20 protein-coding genes are annotated in these 23,800 nt (G+C 66.0%); 9 read left to right on the top strand and 11 right to left on the bottom strand.

Annotated elements, in window-relative coordinates:
- Positions 1-4: 4 nt before the first annotated feature.
- Together cyoB and cyoA are read right to left on the bottom strand one after the other, a co-directional pair.
- Positions 5-2,014, bottom strand: a complete 2,010-nt coding sequence (cyoB, locus tag LH400_RS09400; protein WP_229152411.1) for a cytochrome o ubiquinol oxidase subunit I — start codon at positions 2,012-2,014, stop codon at positions 5-7.
- 76 nt (positions 2,015-2,090) lie between these two features.
- Positions 2,091-3,200, bottom strand: coding sequence for a ubiquinol oxidase subunit II (cyoA, locus tag LH400_RS09395; protein ID WP_229152410.1), 1,110 nt, complete (start codon positions 3,198-3,200; stop codon positions 2,091-2,093).
- Between the two features lie 177 nt (positions 3,201-3,377).
- On the opposite strand from cyoA, the gene LH400_RS09390 reads away from it, so the two are divergent.
- Positions 3,378-4,700, top strand: coding sequence for an MFS transporter (locus tag LH400_RS09390; RefSeq protein ID WP_229152409.1), 1,323 nt, complete (start codon positions 3,378-3,380; stop codon positions 4,698-4,700).
- A 152-nt stretch (positions 4,701-4,852) separates the two neighbouring features.
- Here LH400_RS09390 and LH400_RS09385 read toward each other — a convergent pair whose 3' ends face one another.
- From LH400_RS09385 to LH400_RS09345, 9 genes are all read right to left on the bottom strand, one after another.
- Positions 4,853-5,323 carry a hypothetical protein gene (locus LH400_RS09385; protein WP_229152408.1) on the bottom strand — a complete coding sequence of 157 codons (471 nt, stop codon included), beginning with the start codon at positions 5,321-5,323 and terminating at the stop codon, positions 4,853-4,855.
- Between the two features lie 126 nt (positions 5,324-5,449).
- Positions 5,450-6,604, bottom strand: a complete 1,155-nt coding sequence (locus LH400_RS09380) for an osmoprotectant NAGGN system M42 family peptidase (RefSeq protein ID WP_229152407.1) — start codon at positions 6,602-6,604, stop codon at positions 5,450-5,452.
- Positions 6,604-8,412 (bottom strand): N-acetylglutaminylglutamine synthetase, encoded by a 1,809-nt coding sequence (gene ngg, locus LH400_RS09375; RefSeq protein WP_229152406.1) that lies wholly within the window; start codon positions 8,410-8,412, stop codon positions 6,604-6,606. The genes LH400_RS09380 and ngg overlap by 1 nt, the downstream gene beginning before the upstream one ends.
- 6 nt (positions 8,413-8,418) lie before the next feature.
- Entirely contained in the window at positions 8,419-10,194 is a 1,776-nt protein-coding gene (locus tag LH400_RS09370; protein ID WP_229152405.1) for an N-acetylglutaminylglutamine amidotransferase, read from the bottom strand.
- A 279-nt stretch (positions 10,195-10,473) separates the two neighbouring features.
- Positions 10,474-10,893 carry an acyl-CoA thioesterase gene (locus LH400_RS09365; protein ID WP_229152404.1) on the bottom strand — a complete coding sequence of 140 codons (420 nt, stop codon included), beginning with the start codon at positions 10,891-10,893 and terminating at the stop codon, positions 10,474-10,476.
- A 123-nt stretch (positions 10,894-11,016) separates the two neighbouring features.
- Positions 11,017-11,985 (bottom strand): NADPH:quinone oxidoreductase family protein, encoded by a 969-nt coding sequence (locus LH400_RS09360; protein WP_229152403.1) that lies wholly within the window; start codon positions 11,983-11,985, stop codon positions 11,017-11,019.
- 34 nt (positions 11,986-12,019) lie between these two features.
- Positions 12,020-12,616: a DUF1349 domain-containing protein gene (locus tag LH400_RS09355; RefSeq protein WP_229152402.1), complete on the bottom strand. Its 597-nt coding sequence runs from the start codon at positions 12,614-12,616 to the stop codon at positions 12,020-12,022.
- A gap of 3 nt (positions 12,617-12,619) precedes the next feature.
- Positions 12,620-13,858: an acyl-CoA dehydrogenase family protein gene (locus tag LH400_RS09350; protein ID WP_229152401.1), complete on the bottom strand. Its 1,239-nt coding sequence runs from the start codon at positions 13,856-13,858 to the stop codon at positions 12,620-12,622.
- On the bottom strand, positions 13,855-14,655 hold the full coding sequence (locus LH400_RS09345; RefSeq protein WP_229152400.1) for a TetR/AcrR family transcriptional regulator: 801 nt from the start codon (positions 14,653-14,655) through the stop codon (positions 13,855-13,857). The genes LH400_RS09350 and LH400_RS09345 overlap by 4 nt, the downstream gene beginning before the upstream one ends.
- A gap of 111 nt (positions 14,656-14,766) precedes the next feature.
- Between LH400_RS09345 and LH400_RS09340 the strand changes: the two genes are divergently transcribed.
- The 8 genes from LH400_RS09340 (at position 14,767) to urtE (ending at position 23,645) form a co-directional block, all read left to right on the top strand.
- On the top strand, positions 14,767-15,591 hold the full coding sequence (locus LH400_RS09340; protein WP_229152399.1) for an SDR family oxidoreductase: 825 nt from the start codon (positions 14,767-14,769) through the stop codon (positions 15,589-15,591).
- A complete protein-coding gene (locus LH400_RS09335; RefSeq protein WP_229152436.1) occupies positions 15,591-16,100 on the top strand; it encodes a MaoC family dehydratase in 510 nt (169 codons plus the stop codon). The genes LH400_RS09340 and LH400_RS09335 overlap by 1 nt, the downstream gene beginning before the upstream one ends.
- A gap of 79 nt (positions 16,101-16,179) precedes the next feature.
- The gene (locus tag LH400_RS09330; RefSeq protein ID WP_229152398.1) at positions 16,180-17,220 is read left to right on the top strand and encodes a phosphotransferase family protein; all 1,041 of its coding nucleotides are present in this window, start codon (positions 16,180-16,182) and stop codon (positions 17,218-17,220) included.
- 287 nt (positions 17,221-17,507) lie between these two features.
- Positions 17,508-18,797 carry an urea ABC transporter substrate-binding protein gene (urtA, locus tag LH400_RS09325; protein ID WP_229152397.1) on the top strand — a complete coding sequence of 430 codons (1,290 nt, stop codon included), beginning with the start codon at positions 17,508-17,510 and terminating at the stop codon, positions 18,795-18,797.
- 85 nt (positions 18,798-18,882) lie between these two features.
- Complete coding sequence (gene urtB, locus LH400_RS09320; RefSeq protein ID WP_229152396.1) at positions 18,883-20,502, top strand: urea ABC transporter permease subunit UrtB; 1,620 nt, start codon at positions 18,883-18,885, stop codon at positions 20,500-20,502.
- Positions 20,499-21,662: an urea ABC transporter permease subunit UrtC gene (gene urtC / locus LH400_RS09315; RefSeq protein WP_229152395.1), complete on the top strand. Its 1,164-nt coding sequence runs from the start codon at positions 20,499-20,501 to the stop codon at positions 21,660-21,662. The genes urtB and urtC overlap by 4 nt, the downstream gene beginning before the upstream one ends.
- Positions 21,663-21,757: 95 nt before the next feature.
- Positions 21,758-22,624 carry an urea ABC transporter ATP-binding protein UrtD gene (gene urtD / locus LH400_RS09310; RefSeq protein WP_229152435.1) on the top strand — a complete coding sequence of 289 codons (867 nt, stop codon included), beginning with the start codon at positions 21,758-21,760 and terminating at the stop codon, positions 22,622-22,624.
- A gap of 325 nt (positions 22,625-22,949) precedes the next feature.
- Positions 22,950-23,645 carry an urea ABC transporter ATP-binding subunit UrtE gene (gene urtE, locus LH400_RS09305; protein WP_229152394.1) on the top strand — a complete coding sequence of 232 codons (696 nt, stop codon included), beginning with the start codon at positions 22,950-22,952 and terminating at the stop codon, positions 23,643-23,645.
- The last annotated feature ends 155 nt before the right edge of the window (positions 23,646-23,800 follow it).

The raw sequence follows: 23,800 nt of genomic DNA, 5'->3' as shown, positions 1-23,800 counted from the left end.
CGGATCAGCCATTTGCCGCGAGAAGCTTGGTACGGGCGTTCTCGGTCGCGACGACCTTTTCCGCGGGGATGTGGAAGTCGCGATTGTAGTTGAAGGTGTGGCCGATCGCGGTGACGAGCAGGCCGACGAAGGCGACCGCCGCGAGCCACCAGATGTACCAGATCAGCGCGAAGCCGAGGACGAGGCTGAAGCCCGCCAGGACGACGCCAGCGCCGGTGTTCTTCGGCATGTGGATCGGCCGGAAGCCCTCGAGCGGGCGCGAATGGCCGCGCTTCTTCATGTCCCACCAGGCATCATTGTCGTGGATGACCGGCGTGAAGGCGAAATTGTACTCCGGCGGCGGCGAGGAGGTCGACCATTCCAGCGTGCGGCCCTCCCAGGGATCGCCGGTGAAATCGCGCAGCCGTTCCGAATTGCGGTCGCGGATCGAGACGTAGATCTGCATCAGGAAGGCGCCGATGCCGATGGCGATCAGCACCGCGCCGAAGGCGGCGACGACGAACCAGATCTGCAGCGACGGGTCGTCGAACTCGCGCAGGCGCCGGGTCACGCCCATCAGGCCGAGCACGTAGAGCGGCATGAAGGCAAAGTAGAAGCCGACCACCCAGAACCAGAAGCTCACCTTGCCCCAGAACGGATCGAGCTTGAAGCCGAAGGCCTTGGGGAACCAGTAGTTGATGCCGGCGAACAGGCCGAACAGCACGCCGCCGATGATCACGTTGTGGAAGTGGGCGATCAGGAAGAGCGAGTTGTGGGTGACGAAGTCGACCGGCGGGACGGCGAGGAGCACGCCAGTCATGCCGCCGATCACGAAGGTCAGCATGAATGCGACCACCCACATCATCGGCGGCTCGAAGCGGATGCGGCCGCGATACATGGTGAACAGCCAGTTGAAGATCTTCGCGCCCGTCGGGATCGAGATGATCATCGTGGTGATGCCGAAGAACGAGTTGACGCTCGCGCCCGATCCCATGGTGAAGAAATGGTGCAGCCAGACGAGGTAGGACAGGATGGTGATGACCACCGTCGCGTAGACCATCGAGGTGTAGCCGAACAGCCGCTTGCCGGAGAAGGTGGACGTCACCTCCGAGAAGATGCCGAAGGCCGGCAGGATCAGGATGTAGACCTCCGGATGGCCCCAGATCCAGATGAGGTTGATGTACATCATCGGATTGCCGCCGAGGTCGTTGGTGAAGAAGTTCGTGCCAACGTACCGGTCGAGCGAGAGGAGGGCGAGGACGGCGGTCAGGACCGGGAAGGCGGCGACGATCAGCACGTTGGTGCAGAGCGAGGTCCAGCAGAAGACCGGCATCTTCATCATGGTCATGCCCGGCGCGCGCATCTTGACGATGGTCACGAGCAGGTTGACGCCGGACAGAAGCGTGCCGACGCCCGCGATCTGCAGGCCCCAGATGTAGTAGTCGACGCCGACGCCGGGCGAGTAGGTCGCGTCGGACAGCGGCGGATAGGCGAGCCAGCCGGTGCGCGCGAACTCGCCGATGAACAGCGACATCATGATCAGCAGCGCGCCCGCCGTGGTCATCCAGAACGAGAAATTGTTGAGGAACGGGAAGGAGACGTCGCGCGCGCCGATCTGCAGAGGCACGACATAGTTCATGATGCCGGTGACCAGCGGCATCGCCACGAAGAAGATCATGATCACGCCATGGGCGGTGAAGACCTGATCGTAGTGATGGGCGGGCAGGAAGCCCTCCGAACCGTTGAAGGCCATCGCCTGCTGGGCGCGCATCATCAACGCATCGGCGAAGCCGCGCAGCAGCATGATGATGCCGAGCACCATGTACATGATGCCGATCTTCTTGTGGTCGACGCTGGTGAACCACTCCTTCCAGAGGATGCCCCACCATTTGTAATAGGTGATGGCGCCGAGAACCGCGGCGCCGCCGAGCGCCACGACGAGGAAGGTCCCGATGAGGATCGGCTCGTGATAGGGGATCGACTCGAGCGAGAGCCGCCCGAAGATCAGTCTCTGCAGATCGAAATTGCCAAGCATGTGTGGAACTCGTTCCATCCTGTCGGGCAGGTCGCCAGACCCGCGATCGGGAGCCCGGCGGACGCCTTCAGTGATTTCAGTCTTTGTTGTTCAGCTGGTCGGGCGCGACCGTGCCCTGGCCCTTGCCGTCGTCGCGCTGATCCGTCTTCGGCTGGTCCGAATGAGGCCGGTTGCCGGAGGCCGGAGCCGTTGCGCCGAGCCCGGCGTCCTCGGGCGAGAACTGGTCGATGGCCGCGCCGTGGTAGATCAGCTTCTCGCGGTTCTCGTGGCTCTCGACGCCGGCGCCGCCCTGCATGTCGATATGCATCATCTTGTTCATGCACATCTTGTCGGGGTTCGTGCACATGTTGACGATCTTGTCGAACAGGCCGTCGGCATAGGAGGCGAAGTACATCACCGGCACGTCCTCACTCGGCTTGGCGAGGTTGCCGTAGGCCTGAAGATCGAGCGCCTGCCCGTCTCGCTTCGCCTTTTCGACCCAGTTCTCGAAGCCGGCCTCGTCGACGCCGTGGAACTTGAAGTTCATGTCCGAAAAGCCGGGACCGCTGTAGTTGGCGGAAAAGCCGTCATAGACGCCGGCCTCGTTGATGACCGCGTGGAGCTTCGTCTCCATGGCCGGCATGGCGTAGATCTGGCCGGCGAGGGCGGGAACGAAGAACGAGTTCATCACCGAGGAGGCGGTGATCGAGAATTCGATCGGCCGGTCGACCGGCGCGGCGAGTTCGTTCACCGTGGCGATGCCGTATTGCGGGTAGAAGAACAGCCATTTCCAGTCGAGCGCGACCACGTCGACCTTCAAGGGTTCGGTGCCCTCGGCGATCGGCCGGGCCGCGGAGATTCGATCGATCTTCCGGTACGGATCGAGGAGATGCGTTCCGAGCCAGGTCACCGCCCCGAGGCAGATGATGATGAGCAGGGGCGCTGCCCAGATGATCAGCTCGAGCTTGGTCGAGTGATCCCATTCCGGGTCGTACTGCGCGTACAGATTGCTCTGGCGGTACTTCCAGGCGAAAAAGACGGTAAGCGCCATCACCGGGATGATGATGATGAGCATCAGTCCGGTCGACACCAGGAGGAGGTCGCGCTGTTGTGCGGCGACATCGCCGGAGGGGTCGAGGACGACGGCGTTGCAGGAGCTCAGGATGACGGCCAGAGGCAGCAGCGCAAGCAGGCGAAGACGTTGCAAGCGATCTTTCCCAGATTGGAGGGGAGAGGAGTCGCGGCCGGTTTAGTTGCGTCGCAGCGAAGGGGGTATTGGACAATTTGCCCAATGCCGCTGCGCTGCAGCAAACGGCATTGGGGGAGGGAAATGCCACGATGGCGCGGCACTTTTTCGTCTGCGCCGTCCGTACAGGGATAGGAAATGAGCCAGGTTTCGGCAGCCAACACGGTCGAGCGCGACGCGAGAATAGTCGATACGCGCCATCATGGGGTCAATCCCGGCGAGATCGCCATCGGCGTGATCATCGGGCGGACTTCCGAGTTCTTCGACTTCTTCGTCTTCGCGATCGCGTCCGTGCTGGTCTTCCCGCAGCGCGTCTTTCCCTATGTCGACCCGCTGACGGGAACGCTCTATTCCTTCGCGATCTTCGCGCTCGCCTTCATCGCCCGGCCGTTCGGCACCTGGACGTTCATGACGATCGACCGGCATTTCGGTAAAAGCGTGAAGCTGACCATCGCGCTCTTCCTGCTCGGCACCTCGACCGTGATCGTCGCCTTCCTGCCGAGCTACGACCAGATCGGGTCGGGGGCCGCCTGGCTCCTGGCGCTGTTCCGGATCGGGCAGGGCATGGCGCTCGGCGGCACCTGGGACGGGCTCGCCTCGCTCCTCGCGATGAACGCGCCGAAGCGCAATCGCGGCTGGTACGCGATGATCCCGCAGCTCGGCGCGCCGCTCGGCCTGATGGTCGCGAGCGGATTGTTCGCCTTTTTCGTCGGGCTGCTCAGCTCCGCGGACTTCCTGGAATGGGGCTGGCAGTTTCCGTTCTTCGTCGCCTTCGCGATCAATGTCGTGGCGCTGTTCGCGCGGCTTCGCATCGTTGTCACGCCGGACTATGTCCGCCAGTTCGAGAATCGCGAGCTTCAGGCGAGCCGGGTGCGTCGCACGGTCCGCGAGCATGGCCGCACGATCGTCATCGGCGCCTTCGCGCCGCTCGCGAGCTTCGCGCTGTTCCACATGGTGACGGTGTTCCCGCTCTCCTGGGTCTATCTCTTCACCGAGCAGTCGACGACGCGCTTCCTCCTGATCGAGGCCTTCGGCTCCGTCGTCGGCGTCCTCGCGATCGTCCTGTCCGGCGTCCTCGCCGACCGGTTCGGCCGGCGCAACCTCCTGACCGCGCTCGCCGCGCTGATCGCGATCTATTCGGGCTTCGCGCCGCAGCTCCTCGACGGCGGTGAGATGGGCGAGCTGATCTACATGGTGATCGGCTTCGGGCTCCTCGGCCTCTCCTTCGGCCAGTGTTCGGGCGCCGTCGCCTCGAACTTCCCGCGCGCCTTCCGCTATACGGGCTCGGCGCTCGTCTCCGATCTCGCCTGGCTCTTCGGCGCGGGCTTCGCGCCCTTCGTCGCCCTCTTCCTCGCCGACTATTTCGGTCTGATCGCGGCCGGCTTCTACCTCCTGTCCGGCGCGATCTGCACCCTTGTCGCGCTGACCATCAACAGGCGGATGGAAATCGCCACCGACTGAGCAAGGGCAGGGGCCCCGCGCGGGCGGGCCATTCCCGGCGAAGATGGGCGGCCGTCCGGCCGCTCACCGTCTTCCACTCGCTGATGTCCGTGTGGGGAAGCCGGGGTCGTCCCGCGCCCCGCGACCCAGGCCGCCGGGCGTTTTCCTCGGTCTCAGGCGGTCTCCAGCGTCGCCCGGTCCTGCTCTCGCGTCGCCAGGGGCGAGGCGGAGCTCGCCCTTCGCCAACGCAGCTCCTCGTCGTAGAGGTTCTGAAGTTCCTCGTTCTTCTCCGTCAGCCTGTCGATCTCGCGCCTGGAGCGCCTGAGACGGGCGCGGACTGCCAGGACCGCCAGCGAGGCGAGGCCTACGGCGATGAAACAGCCGATCGAGAAGGCCTGCCGTTTCAGCTGATCCTCCACCGGCTCCGCCCCGAAGATCGCGGCGACGCCGAGAAAGCAAGCCATGAGGAAGACGAAGACGCTCCGGGTGAGGGCGAGGGAAACGAGCGCGACAATGATCGCCGTGACCGCCAGGACCTGATGGGCGTTCGCGGCAAGGTCGAGATCGTGAAGCCAGGCGGCCGCGACGGGCCCCACCGCCATAAACCACTCGCCTGCCTTGAGCTGGAGCGCATCGATGTCCATTCCACCGTCCCCTCTGAAAAGAGCGAAGACGCCGACCGAACGGCGCCCGGCAGATATGACCGCAATCGATGCGTCTGCGCCAGATGCTTCTTCTCGCGGGCTTCCGGTCACACCGTCAGGCGGCGATCACTCGGCGGGATTGGAATATTCGGCAAGCTCCTGCTCGGCCTCGACGTCCGGTTGGCGGGTAAAGCCCTTCAGCCCGGCGTGAAGGTTGCGGTCGCGCTCGATCTCGACGGGGGAGGTGGCGTAGGCGGTGATCAGCTCCGACAACGACCGCAGCGCGTGGACATGGATGCGCTCATAGCCGTGCGAGGCATCGACGCCGAAGGTGATCAGCGCGGTGCGGACGTCATGACCGGCCTCGATGGCGGACGCCGAATCGGAGCGGTAGTAGCGGAAGACGTCCTTCTGGTAGCGGATGTCCTCCTCCTGACAGAGCCGCACCAGCTTCTTGGTCAGATGGTAGTCGAACGGCCCGGTCTGGTCGGCCATCGCGATGGTCACGCCGAACTCGGACGAGTTCTGGCCGGGCGCCGAGGTGCCGTTGTCGACCGCGATCATCGAGGCGATGTCCGGCGTCAGGATCGAGGCGGCGCCGACGCCTACCTCTTCGGCGATCGTGAACAGCCAGTGGATGTCGACCGGTGTCGAGGCGCTCGCCCGCTCCATCGCCTCGATCGATGCCAGCATGACGGCGACGCCGGCCTTGTTGTCGAGATGGCGCGAGACGATGTAGCCATTGTCGAGGAATTCCGGCTGCGGGTCGATCGCGACGGTGTCGCCGACCTCGATGCCGAGCTTGGTCACCTCGGTCCGGTCGCGGGCCAGCGCGTCGACGCGTAGTTCGACATACTCCCAGCCGACCGGCAGGGTGTCGATCTCCTCGTTATAGGTGTGGCCGGAAGCCTTCAGCGGCAGGATGGTGCCGCGATAGGTGCCCGCCTCGGAAAAGATCATGCAGCGTGCGCCCTCGGCGAAGCGCGCCGACCAGTGGCCGATCGGCACGAGTTCGAGGCGGCCGTTGTCCTTCAGCCGTTTCACCTGCGCGCCGAGCGTGTCGAGATGGCTGACGATCGCACGGGCCGAGGCGCGGCGCGAACCTTGTCGCATCGCCGAGATCGCCCCGCGGCGGGTGAGTTCGACGGTCAGGCCGAGCCGCTCGAGTTCCTTCGCGACATGACGCACCACCGTGTCGGTGTAGCCGGTGGGGCTCGGGATGTTGAGAAGCGCCCTCAGCTGGTCCGTGAGATAGTGGGAGTCGATGGGAAGCCGCGGCACTACTCGTCCTTCTTCGTCTTTCGTTGCTGATTCCGTGCAGCCCGTACTGAAAACGGGATCGACAGCGGAAACAAGAGATCGATGAACCGTTCGGCAGTGGGCTGCGGCTCGTGATTGGCGAGACCTGGCCGTTCATTGGCTTCGATGAAGACATAGTCCGGACTGTGCGGCGCCTTGATCATCAGGTCGATTCCGGTCACCGGAATCTCGATCGCGCGTGCGGCGGCGACCGCCGCCTCGACGAGCTTCGGGTGGATCTCGCCCGTCACGTCATGGATGGTGCCGCCGGTGTGCAGATTGGCGGTCTTGCGGACCGCGACCTGTTCACCTTCCGGGGGAACGTCGTCCATCGCGAAGCCGGCGTTTCGCACGCAGCGTTCGGTCTCGGCATCAAGCGGAACCTTGCTTTCGCCGCCGGTCGCGGCGGCGCGGCGGCGTGACAGATGTTCGATCAGTTCGCGGACGGTCGAGCGGCCGTCGCCGATGATCGCCGCCGGACGGCGGACCGCCGCGGCGACAAGGCGGTAATCTATGACGATCAGCCGGAGATCCTCGCCCTCGAACATCGCTTCCAGGAGCACGCGTTCGGACTGTTCCCGCGCCAGGTTGATCGCGATCGTCGCGTCTTCCAGATTGTCGATCCCGACCGAGATACCGCGGCCCTGCTCGCCTCTCGCCGGCTTCACCACGATCTGGCCGTGCGTCTCGATGAAGGCGGCGATGGCCTCGTCGTCGGCGCTGGCGTCGATCTGCTCGGGGACGGCGACGCCGGCGGCCTGGACAATGCGGCGCGTCACCGACTTGTCGTCGCAGATCGACATCGCGACCGCCGAGGTGAGTTCCGACAGGCTTTCGCGGCAGAGCACGGTGCGTCCGCCCTGCGTCAGGCGGAAGAAGCCACCGGGGGCGTCCACCACCTCGCAGTGGATGCCGCGGCGCCTCGCCTCGTCGACGATGATCCTGGCATAGGGGTTCAGCCCCTCGAAACCGAGATCGGAGCCGGTGAACAGCTTCTCGTTGATCTCGTTCTTGCGCTTTACCGTGAAGAACGGCACCCGCACGAAGCCGAGCTTCTCGTAGAGCGCGATGGCCTTGTCGTTGTCGTGCATGACCGACAGATCCATGAAGGCGCAGCCTCGCGCCTGGAAATGTTCGGAGAGGCGGCGGACCAGGCTTTCGCCAATGCCCGGATGGGTCGCCTGCGGATCGACCGCAAGGCACCAGAGCGAGGAGCCGTTGTCGGGATCGTTGAAGGCGCGGCGGGAATGGACGCCGGTCACCGTGCCGAGGATCGCGCCCGTCGTTTCGTCCTCGGCGACGAAATAGGTCAGCGCCCGGTTGTCACGGTTCGACCAGAAGAAGGCCGGATGGACCTGCACCATGTGGCGCGTCTGGTAGATCCGGTTGACCTCGGTCGCGTCCTGTTCGGAGGAGAGGCGGCGGATGAAATAACCGCGCGGCCGGCGCGTGCCGGGCCGGTAGGTCGAAAGGTCCAGCCTGTAGGTGTGCGAGGGGTCGAGGAACAGCTCCTGCGGCGCGTGGCTGAGGAGGACGTGCGGATCGGAGACGTAGAAGGCGATGTCACGCCGGTCCGGACCCTCCTCGCGCAGGGAGTTGGCGAGTTCCCGCTGGTCGGAGAAGGTCTGCGCGAAGACCAGCCGTCCCCAGCCGCAGTCGAGGATGGCGTTCTTCTTCGGCCCCTCGATGTCCGTGCGCTCGCGATTCGTCCCGCCCTTGAGCCCGTTCGTGCGCATCCGCTCGAGGCGGTAGCCCGCCCCGCCCTGCTTCTGGTTCCGGTTGTCGGCCATATCGGCTCAGACTCCCTGTTCCTGCAGCCACATCTCCAGAAGCGCGACCTGCCAGAGCTCGGAGCCGCGCAGGGGCGTGATGTGCTCGGCGGGATTGGCGAAGAGCTCGTCCAGATAGGACTGCTGGAACAGCTGCCTTTCCCTCGCGGCCTGCGAGCCGAGCGTGTCCTTCACCATGTCGAGATAGGGACCGGAGATGTATTTCAGCTGCGGGACGGGGAAGTAACCCTTCTTGCGGTCGATCACCTCCGAGGGAACCACCTGCCGGGCGACCTCCTTGAGGACGCCCTTGCCCTCCTGCTTCAGCTTCTCCGCCGCCGGTACGCGGGCCGCGAGCTCGACCAGCTCGTGGTCGAGGAAGGGCACCCGGGCTTCGAGGCCCCAGGCCATCGTCATGTTGTCGACGCGCTTCACCGGATCGTCGACCAGCATGACATGCGCATCGACGCGCAGCGCCTTGTCGACAGGATCGGTCGCGCCCGCCATGGCGAAGTGGTTCGCGACGAAGTTCCGGCTGACATCCTCCTCGCTCATCCATTCCGGCGAGATCTGGCCCTTCAGCGTCTCGTGGCTACGGTCGAAGAAGGCCCGGCTGTAGGCGGCGAGGGGATCGTTGGCGCCGGCCATCTTCGGATACCAGTGATAGCCGCCGAAGATCTCGTCGGCACCCTGGCCTGACTGCACCACCTTGATGTGCTTGGAGACCTCGCGCGACAACAGGTAGAAGCCGACATTGTCATAGGAGACCATCGGCTCCGACATCGCCGCGATCGTGCCCGGCAGATGCTCCATAAGTTCCGAGCCGGGGACGAAGATCTTGTGGTGCTCGGTGCCGTAGTGCTTGGCGATGAGATCGGAGAACTCGAACTCGTTGCCGACCTCGCCATTGGCGTCCTCGAAGCCGATCGAGAAGGTGTTGAGGTCCTTCTGTCCGGCCTCGGCGAGAAGGCCGACGATCAGCGAGGAATCGACACCGCCGGAAAGGAGCACTCCGACCGGGACGTCGGCGACCATGCGCCGGTCGACGGCGAGCTTCAGCGCCTCCAGCACCTTGTCGCGCCAGTCGTCGGGCGAGAGTTTTTCGTCGCCGGGACGCGGCGAGAAGTCCGGCGCCCAATAGACCTGATCGTCGAAGGAGCCGTCCGGCTCGATCATCCTCGTGGTCGCGGGCGGCAGCTTCCGCACGCCCTTGATGATCGTCAGCGGCGGCGGGACGACCGCGTGGAAGGTCATGTAGTGGTGCAGCGCTTCGCGATCGATCGTGCGGTCGACATCGCCGGTCGACAGGATCGCCGGCAGCGACGACGCGACATAGAGGCGCTCGGTATTTAGCGAGAGATAGAGCGGCTTGATGCCGAACCGGTCGCGCGCCAGCATAACGCGGCCGGAATCGCGCTCGTGGATCGCGAAGGCGAACATGCCGTGGAAGCGCTTGACGCAGTCGCGGCCGAAGGCGTGATAGGCCTTGAGGATGACCTCGGTGTCGCCGGTCGAGAAGAAGCGGTAGCCCTTGCCCTCCAGCTCCTTGCGCAGCTCCGGGTAATTGTAGATGCAGCCGTTGAAGGCGATGGTGAGACCTAGTTCCGGGTCCTCCATGGGCTGCGCAGCCTTCTCCGAGAGGTCGATGATCTTCAGCCGGCGGTGGCCGAGGCCGACCCGCCCGCGCACGATCTGGCCAGCCCCGTCCGGTCCGCGGCGGGCGAGGCAGTCGCCCATGCGTTGAAGCCGCTCTGGCGAGGCCCCGCGCCCGTCGAAACGGATTTCACCGCATATTCCGCACATATGTCCTCCTCGTTCGAATAAAGGATTGAAATTCGTTTCCCGTCGGAAAATCCTGTCCTTGGATATAGAAGCCGGTCCGAAACAGAAACCGCCGGAGGCGCAGTTTTTGCGCTGCGAGAGCGGCGGCGCTCTCCTTTGGCCTCACTGAGGGATGTCGGATCACCCTTCGCCGGGCACTCTTTAGAGCTCGCTCTCGCGGCGGCGGCGCTCCTTGTTGCGACGGAGAAAGTCCTTCAGCCTGGGGGAGATCGGGCTCATCGCCGCTGGTCCGATCCACGCTCAGCCCATCAGGCCCCGCAGCCGTTCGGCGGCCTGCGGCGACAGCGCGAGTGCGCGGCGGCTCTGCCGGTCGATCTGGACGATGACGGTTTCGGCAAGAGCTGCGCAGCGGCCGTCCTGGAAGATCGCCTGGCTGAGCGTCACCGAGGAGCGCCCGACGGCGGCGACCCGCGTTCCGATCGTCACGCTGCCCGGCCAGCGGATCTCGGCGCGAAATTCGAGCCCGAGCCGCGCGATTACGAACTCGCCGGCTTCCGCGGCGATCGGACTGCCAGAATCGTAGAGGATCTCGACCCGCCCGGTCTCCAGAAAGGTCGCGAAGACGGCATTGTTGACATGTCCCTGCCGGTCCGTGTCCGAAAAGCGCAGCTTGTCGGTCGATCGCTTCGGGAAATCCGCGAGCGCCGGTTCGTCGGACATGTCTCAGCTCCGTTTCGCTCGATTCGTCGCATATGCCGGCGTCGTGGGCATGCCGAACAGTTAGAGGCTGCGACGATTGCCGGGCAAGCCTCTGGCCGACGGGCGAAGCCGGAACCGGCTCCCTTACGGCACGAGCACGATCTTGCCCGTGGTTGTGCGAGCGTGGATGCGGGCGAGGACGTCCGCCGCCTCGGCCAGAGGCACGCGCTCGCTGATCTCGGGCGTGACGACACCTTCGCCTGCCCAAGCGAACAACTCCTCCATGTTCGCGGCGAAGACTTCGGGTTCGCGCCGCGTGAAGGCGCCCCAGAAGACGCCGACGAGGCTGTATCCCTTCACCAGGGCAAGGTTTGCCGCGAGCTTGGGGATCGTGCCGGACGCAAAGCCGATCACGAGCAGGCGCCCGCCCCAGGCCATGCCTCGCGACACCGCATCGAAGGCCTCGCCGCCGACCGGGTCGAATGCGACATCGATGCCCTTGCCGTCGGTGAGGCGCCTGATGTCCTCGCGCAGGTCCTCGTAGCCGATCGCAACGTCAGCGCCTTGGGCGACGGCAAGCCCCTGCTTCTCCTCGCTCGAGGCGACGCCGATAACCCTTGCGCCCATCGCGTTGGCGATCTGGCAGGCGGCAAGCCCGGTCGAGCCGGCGGCGCCGAGCACCAGCACCGTCTCTCCGGGCTTGAGCTCAGCGCGCTGCTTCAGCGCATAATGGGCCGTGCCGTAGGCGCAGAGGAGGGCGCAGGCCTCGCCGGCATCGAGCCCTTCCGGCAGCGCCATCACGGCACGCTCCGGCGCCGCGACGCGTTCGGCATAGCCGCCGTGGTCGAGAAGGGCGACGACCCGATCGCCCGGAGAAAAGCGCGTGACCTCAGGCCCGACGGCGGTCACTTCGCCGGCCGCCTCCATGCCGGGGACGAAGGGCAGGTTGGGCTTCGCCTGGTAAAGACCCTGGACGAGGAGGCCGTCGGGATAGTTGACGCCGATCGCTTCCGTTCGGATCACCACCGCATCGCCGGTCGCTTCAGGGTCCGGCATTTCGCGCAGGGCGAGATCGGCGATCGGGCCGTAGGCCTCGCAGAGGACGGCTTTCATGGATATCGGGTCTCCTGCTTGGCGCCCGCCGGCCTCAGCCGAGATCGTGCAGATCCTTGCCGAGCGGCGGTCCGACCGAAAATTCGGAAAAACGCAGCTTGAGCCCGGCGCGTTCGGGGGTACAGCACATCGGTCCGACGCGATAGCTTGCTGCCGCCGGAAACGGACAGAGCCGCAGGAGCGGCCAGCGGGCGCCATCCTCCGACACCTGCAGTCGCAACACGCCGGCCGAAACGGTCAGCCGGAGCCGGAAGTCGCCGGAATCGCCGGAAAACGGGCTCGCCGCCCAGTCCGACCGGCCGAGGGTGAGGACGCTGCCGATATTGGGGGCGCCGTCGGTCCATTCGATCCCCGCTTTCAGCCAGCGCTCCGGATCCAGCCGGACCATCAGGCCGGCCTGGTCGTAGAGCGCCTCGAACGCGCCGCGAACCCGCACCTGCGCGGTGAAGTCGCCCGGCACGTCAACGCCGAAAAAATGGCCGCTGTCGCGTACGAAGCCGTAATGGGTCTCGCGCCAGAAGTCCGAGCCGTGGTCGGTGACGACGTTTAGCGTCTCGTCCGCCAGCGACCATTCCGCGGGCTCGTTCAGCCATTTGCCCGCCTCGAACCCTCGTCTGCCGTCCTCTGCCACCGGTCAGACCCGCTCATTGGTGTATTTGCGCAATTCCCAGCGGGCCACCTGGCGACGATGCACCGCGTCCGGCCCGTCGACGAGGCGCAGTGTTCTCAGATGCGTCCAGAGCCGGGCGAGGGGCTGGTCCTGGCTGATGCCGCCGGCGCCATGCATCTGGATCGCCTCGTCGCAGACCTTCAGCGCCACCTTGGGGGCCACCACCTTGATCTGGCTGATCCAGGGCGCGGCGGCGCGCATGTCGCCCTGGTCCATCATGAAGGCCGCCTTCAGGCACAGGAGCCGGGCCATCTCGATCTCGGCGCGGCAGTCGGCGATGATGTCGTAATTGGCGCCGAGTTCGGCGAGCTTCCTGCCGAAGGCCTCGCGGCCGAGCGCCCGGCGGCACATCAGTTCGAGCGCGGCCTCCGCCTGGCCTATGGCGCGCATGCAGTGGTGGATGCGGCCGGGGCCGAGCCGTCCCTGCGCGATCTCGAAGCCGCGGCCCTCGCCGAGGATCATCGCCGATTTCGGCACCCGCACGTCGGTGAAGCGGATATGCATGTGGCCGTGCGGCGCGTCGTCGTCCCCGAAGACGGTCATCGCCCGGAGAACCTCGATGCCGGGCGTTGCCGCCGGAACGAGAAGCATCGAATGGCGCTGGTGCTTGGGCGCGTCGTCGCCGGCGGTCTTCGCCATGACGATGTAGATCTCGCAGCGCGGGTCGCCGGCGCCGGACGACCACCACTTCTCGCCGTCGAGGACATAGTCGTCGCCATCGGCGACACAGCGCATCGCGATGTTGCCGGCATCCGAGGAGGCGACGTCCGGCTCGGTCATCAGATAGGCGGAGCGGATCTCGCCGGCCAGCAGGCGCGGCAGCCAGGGCGCCTGCTGCTCCGGCGTGCAGAAGCGTTCCAGCACCTCCATGTTGCCGGTGTCGGGCGCCGAGCAGTTGAAGGTCTCGGCGCCGAGATGCGCCTTGCCCATCTCCTCGGCCAGATAGGCGTATTCGACGGTGGAAAGGCCGCAGCCGCGCGCCGAATCGGTCAGCCAGAAGTTCCACAGCCCGCGTTCGCGCGCCTTCGCCTTCAGGCCGTCTAGGATCTCCGTCTGCCGTGCGGTATAGCGCCAGCGGCCTTCCTTCGGCACTTCGGCCAGGAATTCCTCGCTCGCCGGCGCGATCTCGCTCTGCACCATGTCGCGAACGGCCGCGTGGATCGGCTTCAGCCGCTCCGTCATTCCGAGATCCATGCCGGTCACTGCGCGAACTCCTCCGATAGCGTGTAGTCGGAGGCCCCCGCGCCCCTCATCGCGAAATAGGCAAGCTGGCGCGCGATCAATGCGTGCCGGCCGGCGATCTCCGACCGCGTCTTGTGCGGCCATCGCACGGGGCCGTCCAGCACCGACACGAAGGCTCTGCCGAGCATGGTCGTGTCCCGGCCCGCCGGCAGGTCGCGCTCGCCGGCCGCCTCCGCGATCACCGTGGCAAACCGCGCGTCGTAGGCTTCCCGTTGGAGGACCATCGCGGCGAGCGGCTCCTCCCCTGCGCCGAGCTCGACGTCCGAGACGACCCCGTCCATGCGGCCGGAGACGGCCTCTGCCAGGACCTTGTGAAAGGAGAGGCGGGCGAAGACGTCCCCGGCATGGCTCACGGCCATGCGGCGCAGTCGCGTGATCGCCCGTTCCGGCGCGCGAAGCGCCGGCAGGACGACTGCCTCCAGCTCGCGCAGCGCCTCGCCGCAGACGTCGAGGTAGAGTTCGCCCTTGGAGCGGTAGTGATGGTAGACGAAGCCCTTGGTGGTTCCGAGCCGGCTGCCGACCTGATCGATCGAGGCGGCGGCGAAGCCGCATTCGGCAAACAGCGCAGCGGCTGCGGAAAGGATGCGCGGACGCGAGGCGTCTGCGTCCGAGCGGCTCGCCCGGATCCCGGCGAAGTCCCGTTCGCTGCGCGGCTTGCGGCCGGCTGCCGTAGTCGCGCCCGCCTGATTGGCCGCCCGCTCCCTCGAAGGGCGACCGGCCGGGGGTTTCCTGCTGCCGTCACGGGTCCGCGTGCTCATGACACAGTTGCCCATACATGGCAGGAAAGTGTCAACGCGTTTTGCCGCTGCGTCGCCACGGGCCACATGCGGCACCGCACTATGGCGCTTCGTCGCCTCGGGAGGTTTCGCATGACCGATACCATCATCGATCGCCTGTTCGCCCTGAACGGCAAGACGGCGCTCGTCACCGGCGGCGCATCCGGCATCGGCCGGATGATCGCCGCTGCGTTGGCCGGGGCGGGGGCCCGCGTGCTGATCGCATCGCGCAAGGGCGAGGCCTGCGAGGCGGCTGCCGCGGAAATCAATGCCGAGGGTCTTCCCGGCCGGGTGGAGGGCTTTTCCGGCGACGTCGCATCCGAAGCGGGAATCGCGGCGCTCGGCTCGGCCGTAGACGAGCGTACCGACCGGCTCGACATCCTCGTCAACAATGCCGGCGTCTCCTGGGGCGCGCCGCTGGAGGAGTTCCCGTATCAGGCTTGGGACCGCGTCCTCTCCGTCAACGTCACCGGCCTCTTCGCGCTGACCCAGCAGCTCCTGCCGCTGATCGAGGCAAGCGCCACCGCCGACAATCCCGGGCGGATCCTCAATCTCGGATCCGTCATGGGGGCGGTCCCGATGGCCGAACGGGTCTATTCCTACGCCGCTTCCAAGGCGGCCGTACACCATCTGACGCGCGCCCTCGCCAAGGAACTCGCGCCCCGGCACATCACCGTCAACGCCTTCGCGCCGGGTCCCTTCCAGTCGAAGATGACGGCCTTTGCCACTGCCAGCGAAACGCAGGCGGAGGCGGTGGGCCGGCGCGTCCCGCTCGGCCGGATCGGCGCACCGGACGACATTGCGGGAGCCACCCTGTTTCTTTGCGGCCGTGGCGGCGCATATATCACCGGAGCGGTCCTGCCGATCGACGGCGGGATCTCTGTGGAGACGGGACCTGAACTCTTCGGAGAGGGATGATGGGGCTGACATCGGTGGCCGAGACGGAGGCGCTGCTGCGCGAGCGGCTGATTCCGATCGAGGAATATCGCGCCCACCGGGACGGCGAGGCCTTCCTCTCCGAATGGCTGACGGTCGACCAGACGATGATCGACCGGTTCGCGGTCGCCACCCATGACCACCAGTTCATCCATGTCGATCCCGAGCGGGCGAGGGCCGAGACGCCCTATGGCGGGACGATCGCACACGGCTTCCTGACGCTGTCGCTCCTGTCGACGCTCGCCTACGATGCCCTGCCGGGGATCGAGGGCGCGCGGATGGGCATCAATTACGGTTTCGAGCGGGTCCGCTTCCTCAGTCCGGTCCGCTCGGGGGCGATGGTTCGCGGACGCTTCCGCATGATCGGGCTCACCGAGCGGGCTGTCAGCGTCCAGACCTCTTGGGACGCCGCCGTCGAGATCAAGGATGCCGCCAAGCCTGCTCTGACCGCCGAGTGGATCACGCTCACGCTCATGGAGCCGCCGGCATGAGCCGGTCGTCGGGGCCTTATCGGCTTATCGGCGCCTTCGGAGCGCTCCGGCCCGGCGACAGGCATGGGGCGGCACGGGCATGAGCGAGGCGGCCGATCCGATCGACCCAGCGACCCTCGGATCCTATCTCGAAGGCGCGATCCAGGGCTTCCACGGGCTGAAGCAGATCGTCAAGTTCGAGGCCGGCCAGTCGAACCCGACCTATCGCCTCGATGCCGAAAGCGGCACCTATGTCCTGCGGGCCAAGCCGTCCGGCAAGCTTCTTAAGTCCGCCCATCAGGTCGACCGCGAATTCCGCGTCATGCGGGCCCTTGCCGGAACGCCGGTTCCCGTGCCGCGGGTTCTCCATCTCGCACCCGAGACGGATTCGCCGATCGGGCGGATGTTCTTCGTGATGGAGCATGTGGACGGCCGGATCTTCTGGGACCCGGCGCTGCCGGATGCCGCCGAGAACGCCGTCCGCACGTCGATCTACGACGCGATGAACACGGTCCTCGCGGACCTCCACTCGGTCGACTTCGGCGCGGTCGGCCTCGGCGACTTCGGCCGGCCGGGCAGCTATTTCGCCCGCCAGGTCCTGCGCTGGGCCGAGCAGTACCGCCAGTCGCGGCCGGAGCCGCTCGAGGACATGGACTTCCTGGCCGACTGGCTGGAGCACAACCTGCCCTCCGGCGACGGAGAGACCGCCATCGTCCATGGCGACTTCCGGATGGACAACCTCATCTTCGGCCGCGACCAGCCCGAGATTGTCGCGGTTCTCGACTGGGAGCTGTCGACCCTCGGCCATCCCCTGGCAGATCTCGCCTATCAGTGCATGCAGTGGCGGCTGCCGCATCGCGGCGCCTTCAAGGGGCTCGGCGGGCTCGACCGAACGGCGCTCGGCATCCCGACCGAGGCGCAATATGTCGCGCGCTACTGCGACCGGCGCGGGCTGAAGGGCATCGACGACTGGCCCTTCTATCTTGCGTTCTCCTTCTTCCGGCTCGCCGCGATCCTGCAGGGCGTCTTCATGCGCTATGTCGAGGGCAACGCGTCCAACCCGGACCAGGCCAAGCTCTACGCTCGAAGCGTGCCGCTCCTCGCCAAGATGGCGGTGGAGGTCATCCGCGAGGCGGATTGACGCCTTATCGGGGGCGCGTGCTGCCTTTCGATTGAGCGACTGCATGATGTTTAGGCAGGTACGGTCCTATTCCGGCCCAGCTGCCTGCGGCTTGTGCATCCGAACTTTCGCTCCAGCACTGCCGCAATCGCCCACAGTTTCGGCACTTCTCTCCTTGACGCAACGGAATTGCGAAGCGGGAGCCGCTCTGGCACACGGTTTGCTCCGGTAGCTGCGGGCCCGCCCCGAGAGCGGGACGCAACGACTGGAGAGAGCGCATGAGATCACCCGTGAAGTGGTTGCAAGGCATGACGGCTGCGGCCGTGCTCGCAGCGACAGGCGTCGGAGCCGCCGATGCGCAGCAGTTCAGCGGCGACCCGATCAAGGTCGGCATCCTGCATTCGTTGTCCGGCACCATGGCGATCTCCGAGACGACCCTCAAGGACGCCATGCTGATGCTCATCGACGAGCAGAACAAAAAGGGTGGCCTGCTCGGCCGCAAGCTCGAGCCGGTCGTGGTCGATCCTGCCTCCGACTGGCCGCTCTTCGCCGAAAAGGCCCGCGAACTGATCAGCCAGGACAAGGTCGCCGCCGTGTTCGGCTGCTGGACCTCGGTCTCGCGCAAGTCGGTCCTGCCGGTCTTCAAGGAACTCGACTCGATCCTCTTCTATCCGGTCCAGTACGAGGGCGAGGAATCCGAGCGCAACGTCTTCTATACCGGTGCTGCGCCGAACCAGCAGGCGATTCCGGCGGTCGACTATCTGATGAACGAGGGCGTCGAGCGCTGGGTGCTGGAAGGCACCGACTACGTCTATCCGCGCACGACCAACAAGATCCTGGAAGCATATCTGAAGGCGAAGGGCGTCGCCGCCGAGGACATCAAGATCAACTACACCCCGTTCGGCTTCTCTGACTGGCAGACCGAGGTCTCGGCGATCAAGGACTTCGGGTCCGCCGGCAAGAAGACGGCGGTCGTCTCGACCGTCAACGGCGACGCAAACGTGCCGTTCTACAAGGAACTCGCCAATCAGGGCGTCGCCGCCGAGGATATCCCGGTCGTCGCCTTCTCGGTCGGCGAGGAGGAACTCGCCGGCATCGACACCGGCCCGCTGGTCGGCCATCTCGCCGCCTGGAACTATTTCGAATCGATCGACACGTCTGAGAACAACGACTTCATCTCGAAGTGGAAGACGTTCATCGGCGACGACAAGCGCGTCACCAACGACCCGATGGAAGCCCACTATATCGGCTTCAACATGTGGGTGAAGGCGGTCGAGAAGGCCGGCACCACCGACCCCGACAAGGTCATCGACGCCATGGTCGGCGTCGCCGTGCCGAACCTCACGGGCGGCTATTCCGCCATGATGCCGAACCACCACATCACCAAGCCGGTGTTCATCGGCGAAATCCAGGACGACGGCCAGTTCCAGGTCGTCTGGCAGACCCCCGGCCTCGTCCCCGGCGACGCCTGGTCCGACTATCTGCCGGAATCGAAGCCGCTCATCTCGGACTGGCGGGCACCCATGTCCTGCGGCAATTTCAACACCGATACCGGCAAATGCGGTGGCGCGGGCGAAACGGCCGCGGCCGCCAACTAAGGCTCGTCTTCCTCCCAAGACGATCCCGAGCGGGGCGGCGTCTGCCGCCCCGCGACCCTGCTCCTCGAACGGGTAAGTTCCTCGCATGATCCGACTGGCGCGCAGGCTTGTCTGCTGCTTCCTGATCCTTCTCGTGATCCCGCTCGCGGCCGCTGCGCAGGATCAAGATCCCGCGGCGATCATCCAGAAATTCGGTGGCAAGGCCTCGTTCGACGACGTCGAGGCCACAGTGAAGGAACTCGCGGCGACCGGCGATCCCAAGGTAGCCCGGGCGCTGAACGCGCTCTCCGACGGCGACCTCGTCTACGCCAAGTCGAACAACCGGGTCTTCATCGGCAAGGGCCGCGGCACGATCGAGCTCTTCGACCCGATCACCGGCGAGAAGGTCGCCGAAGGCGCCTCCGGCAACTATGCCAAGGTCCGCGTCAAGAACTCGATCCGCCGCGCGGTCACCGACGCGCTCGGCACGCTCACCCTCAGGTCTCCCGACCCTGCCAAGCGCATGGCCGCCGCGAACACGATGTTCTCGAACGCGACTTCCGAGCAGATCGAGATCCTCGACCAGGCGGTCGCCGACGAGACCGCCCCGTCGATCAAGGCACGGCTCGAACAGGCGCGGGCCGCGGCGGTCCTGAAGTCCGGCCGGCCGGCCGCCGAGAAGAGCGAGGCGGTGAAGACACTGTCCGCCAAGGCCGATCGCGAAACCCTGTCGATGGTACGCGGGCTCGCCGCCGCGACCGAGGATCCGGCGACGCGCCAGGCGGCGCAAGCCGCCGTGGTCTCCATCGAGAACACGATCGCGATGTGGGACGTCTTCCAGAACGTCTGGTACGGGCTCTCGCTCGGCTCTGTCCTGCTTCTCGCCGCGATCGGCCTCGCCATCACCTTCGGCGTGATGGGCGTCATCAACATGGCGCATGGCGAAATGGTGATGCTCGGCGCCTATACGACCTTCTTCGTCCAGGAGACGATCCGCAACAATGTGCCGGGCCTGTTCGGCTGGTCGCTGGCGATCGCCCTGCCGCTCGCCTTCCTCGTCTCGGCCCTCGTCGGGCTGATCATGGAGCGCGGCATCATCCGCTTCCTCTACGGCCGGCCGCTGGAGACCCTGCTCGCCACCTTCGGCGTGTCGCTGATCCTGCAGCAGGCGGTGCGCACGATCTTCGGGCCATCCAACCGCCAGGTCGGCAATCCCGACTGGATGTCCGGCGCCTTCGACATCGGGCTGATGTCGGTCACCTGGAACCGGATGTGGATCATCGTCTTCGCGCTGATCGTCTTCGCGGCGCTCCTCCTCGTCCTCAACAAGACGCCGCTCGGCCTGCAGATGCGCGCCGTCACGCAGAACCGCAAGATGGCTTCGGCCATGGGCATCCGCACGCCCTGGGTCGACGCGATGACCTTCGCGCTGGGCTCCGGCATCGCCGGGATCGCCGGCGTCGCGCTCAGCCAGATCGACAATGTCTCGCCCAATCTCGGCCAGGGCTACATCATCGATAGCTTCATGGTCGTCGTCTTCGGCGGGGTCGGCAATCTCTGGGGCACGCTGGTCGGCGCGATGACGCTCGGCGTCGTCAACAAATTCCTCGAGCCCTATGCGGGGGCGGTGCTGGGCAAGATCGTCGTGCTCGTCCTGATCATCCTGTTCATCCAGAAGCGTCCGCGCGGCCTCTTCGCCCAAAAGGGAAGGTTCGTCGACGCATGATCCTCGCGCGCTTCCTCGGACCCCGCGTCTGGCTCCTCGTCGCGGCGCTGATCGCGGCGGCGGTCCTGATCCCGGTCGCCAATCTCGTCCTGCCGCCCACGAGCGCGTTCCACGTGCCGTCCTATCTGGTGCCGCTCTTCGGCAAATATGTCTGCTACGCGCTGCTCGCGCTCGCGCTCGACCTCGTCTGGGGCTATGTGGGAATCCTCTCGCTCGGCCATGGCGCCTTCTTCGCGCTCGGCGGCTATGCCATGGGCATGTATCTCATGCGCCAGATCGGCTCGCGCGGGGTCTATGGCAATCCGGTCCTGCCGGACTTCATGGTCTTCCTCAACTGGAAGGAACTGCCCTGGTACTGGACCGGCTTCGACCAGTTCTGGTTCGCGGCGCTGATGGTGCTCGTCGTCCCCGGCCTGCTCGGCTTCGTCTTCGGCTTCTTCGCATTCCGCTCGCGCGTCACCGGCGTCTATCTGTCGATCATCACCCAGGCCATGACCTATGCGCTGCTGCTCGCCTTCTTCCGCAATGACATGGGCTTCGGCGGCAATAACGGTCTGACCGATTTCAAGGACATTCTCGGCTTCCCGATCCAGGTGGATTCCACCCGCGCGGGCCTGTTTGCGGCGAGCTGCATCGCGCTTGCTCTCGGCGTCCTGCTCGTCGGCTGGATCACCCGGTCGAAGCTCGGCAAGCTGATGATCGCCGTGAGAGACGCCGAGAGCCGGACGCGCTTCATCGGCTGGCGGCCGGAATATGTGAAGCTCTTCGCCTTCACCGTCTCGGCGGTGATGGCGGGAATCGCCGGCGCGCTCTACGTGCCGCAGGTCGGCATCATCAATCCCGGCGAGTTCGCGCCGGTCAATTCCATCGAGATCGTCGTCTGGGCGGCGGTCGGCGGCCGGGGCACGCTGCTCGGTCCGGTCATCGGCGCGCTGATCGTCAATTACGGCAAGAGCGTCTTCACCGCGGTCGCGCCGGAGTTCTGGCTGTTCGTGCTCGGCGGCCTGTTCGTCTTCGTCACGCTGTTCCTGCCGCGCGGTATCGTCGGCACGATCGACCATGGCTGGGACGCCTGGCGCGCCCGCAGGCGTTCGCGCGAAAGCGAGAGCGGCGAGGTGGTGGATGACGATCCGGCCGCGGTTCCCAATCCGGCGGAATGAGCGTGATGGAAGAGAAGGCGGCGATGACGCTGGAAGCGGAAAAGCAGGCACGGGCGCTGACCCAAGCACAGGGCGGGGCGGAGACGCCGCCCGCAATGATCACGCCGGCGCCGGCCGCTCCCGCCGCGGACGCCGCCAAGCCCGAGCCGATCCGCGTCTCGCCGCATCCCTACGCCACCGAGCGGGCTCGGCTCCTTGAAGAGCAGTCGCATGGCCGGGCGCGCCGCGACACGCTGCTGTACCTGTCCGGCGTGACCAAGAGCTTCGACGGCTTCAAGGCGATCAACAATCTCTCCATCGTCGTCGAGAAGGGCGAGATGCGCGCGATCATCGGGCCGAACGGCGCCGGCAAGACGACGATGATGGACATCATCACCGGCAAGACCCGGCCCGATCGCGGCGAGGTCTATTTCAACGGCGATGTCGACCTCACCCATCACGACGAGGCGGCGATCGCCAATATGGGCATCGGCCGCAAGTTCCAGAAGCCGACGGTCTTCGAGAGCCATACGGTGGAGGACAATATCCGCCTGTCGCTCTCCGGCCCGCGCTCGGTCCTCGAGGCACTGTTCCACCGCAAGGACGAGCCCGAGCGCGAGCGCATCGAAGCGATCCTTGAAACGACCCGGCTCACCGCCAAGCGGCGAACACTCGCGGCGGGCCTCAGCCATGGGCAGAAGCAATGGCTGGAGATCGGCATGCTGCTCGCCCAGGACCCCGAGCTCCTGCTCGTCGACGAGCCGGTCGCCGGCATGACCGACGCCGAGACCGAGGAGACCGCGCGGCTGTTGCGCGACATCGCCCGGACCCGCTCCGTCGTCGTCGTCGAACACGACATGCATTTCGTCCGCGCGCTCGGGGTGAAGGTCACCTGCCTGCACGAGGGCTCGGTGCTCGCCGAAGGCCCGCTCGACCAGGTCTCGGCGGATCCGAAGGTGATCGAGGTGTATCTGGGACGATGAGGATGTTGCTGTCTCCTTCGGTCGCGTTGACGGGGCAAGGCCCCCTCCGCGGCGTCATCCTCAGGCTTGTCCCTAAAGCATTCGCACGACCCGAAAAGAGCTTTCGAGCCAGCTGCTCGCGAAGGAGGTCGGCAAAACCGGGGTGCAGAAGCCGGAGGCGCCAGCCCCAACGCTTCGTCATTCTCGGGCTCCGTCCCGAGAATCCAGAGATCGTCGGGCGTCATTGGCTCCATCTGCAGGGGGCGGAAGTGGCCGATGTTGCGGCGGGTGCCCCTGGATTCTCGGGACGGGGCCCGAGAATGACGACCGTGGAGGGGAGTGTCCCATGCTGACCGTCTCCAACGTCGATCTCTATTACGGTGCCGCCCAAGCTCTCCGGAAGGTCTCGCTCGGCGCAGAGAAGGGTGAGATCACCTGCGTCCTCGGGCGCAACGGCGTCGGCAAGACCTCGCTGTTGAGGGCCATCGTCGGCCAGCAGCCGATCCGGCGCGGCGAGATCAGCCTCGACGGCCATTCGCTCGGCCGCGAGGCGCCCTATACCCGCGCACGTCGCGGCATCGGCTTCGTGCCGCAGGGGCGCGAGATCTTCCCGCTGCTCACCGTCCGCGAGAACCTGCAGACAGGCTACGCGCCGCTGAAGAGCGCGGACCGGTCGATCCCCGACCATGTCTTCGAGCTCTTCCCGGTCCTGAAGGACATGCTCTCCCGGCGAGGCGGCGATCTGTCAGGCGGCCAGCAGCAACAATTGGCGATCGGCCGCGCGCTGGTGACGCGCCCGCAGCTTCTCGTCCTCGACGAGCCGACCGAGGGCATCCAGCCTTCGATCATCAAGGACATCGGCCGGGCGATCCGCTTCCTGAAGGCCGAGGCGGGCCTCGCGATCCTTCTCGTCGAGCAGTATCTCGATTTCTGCCGCGAACTTGCCGACAAGGTCTACATCATGGACCGTGGCGAGATCGTTTTCGAAGGACCGGCCGAGGGCCTCGACGATCCGGAGGTTCGCAAGCATCTGACGGTCTGAAGGGGGGCACGACATCGATTGCCGCGTCCGGCCGCGGGTCTTTTTCCCGCCGCGTCTCAGCCGCCATTTTTGCTCCGATCGAGGAACTCAGCCGATGCGGATTCGACCGGCGGAGACGGCGCGCCCTGCCTGCGCGAGGCGCGCCGAGACCACAG

Source organism: Jiella soli (assembly GCF_020615385.1).
Taxonomy (GTDB): domain Bacteria; phylum Pseudomonadota; class Alphaproteobacteria; order Rhizobiales; family Rhizobiaceae; genus VKMB-3413.
The sequence above is the reverse complement of the archived record's forward strand: the minus strand, read 5'-3'. Positions and strand labels throughout refer to the sequence as shown.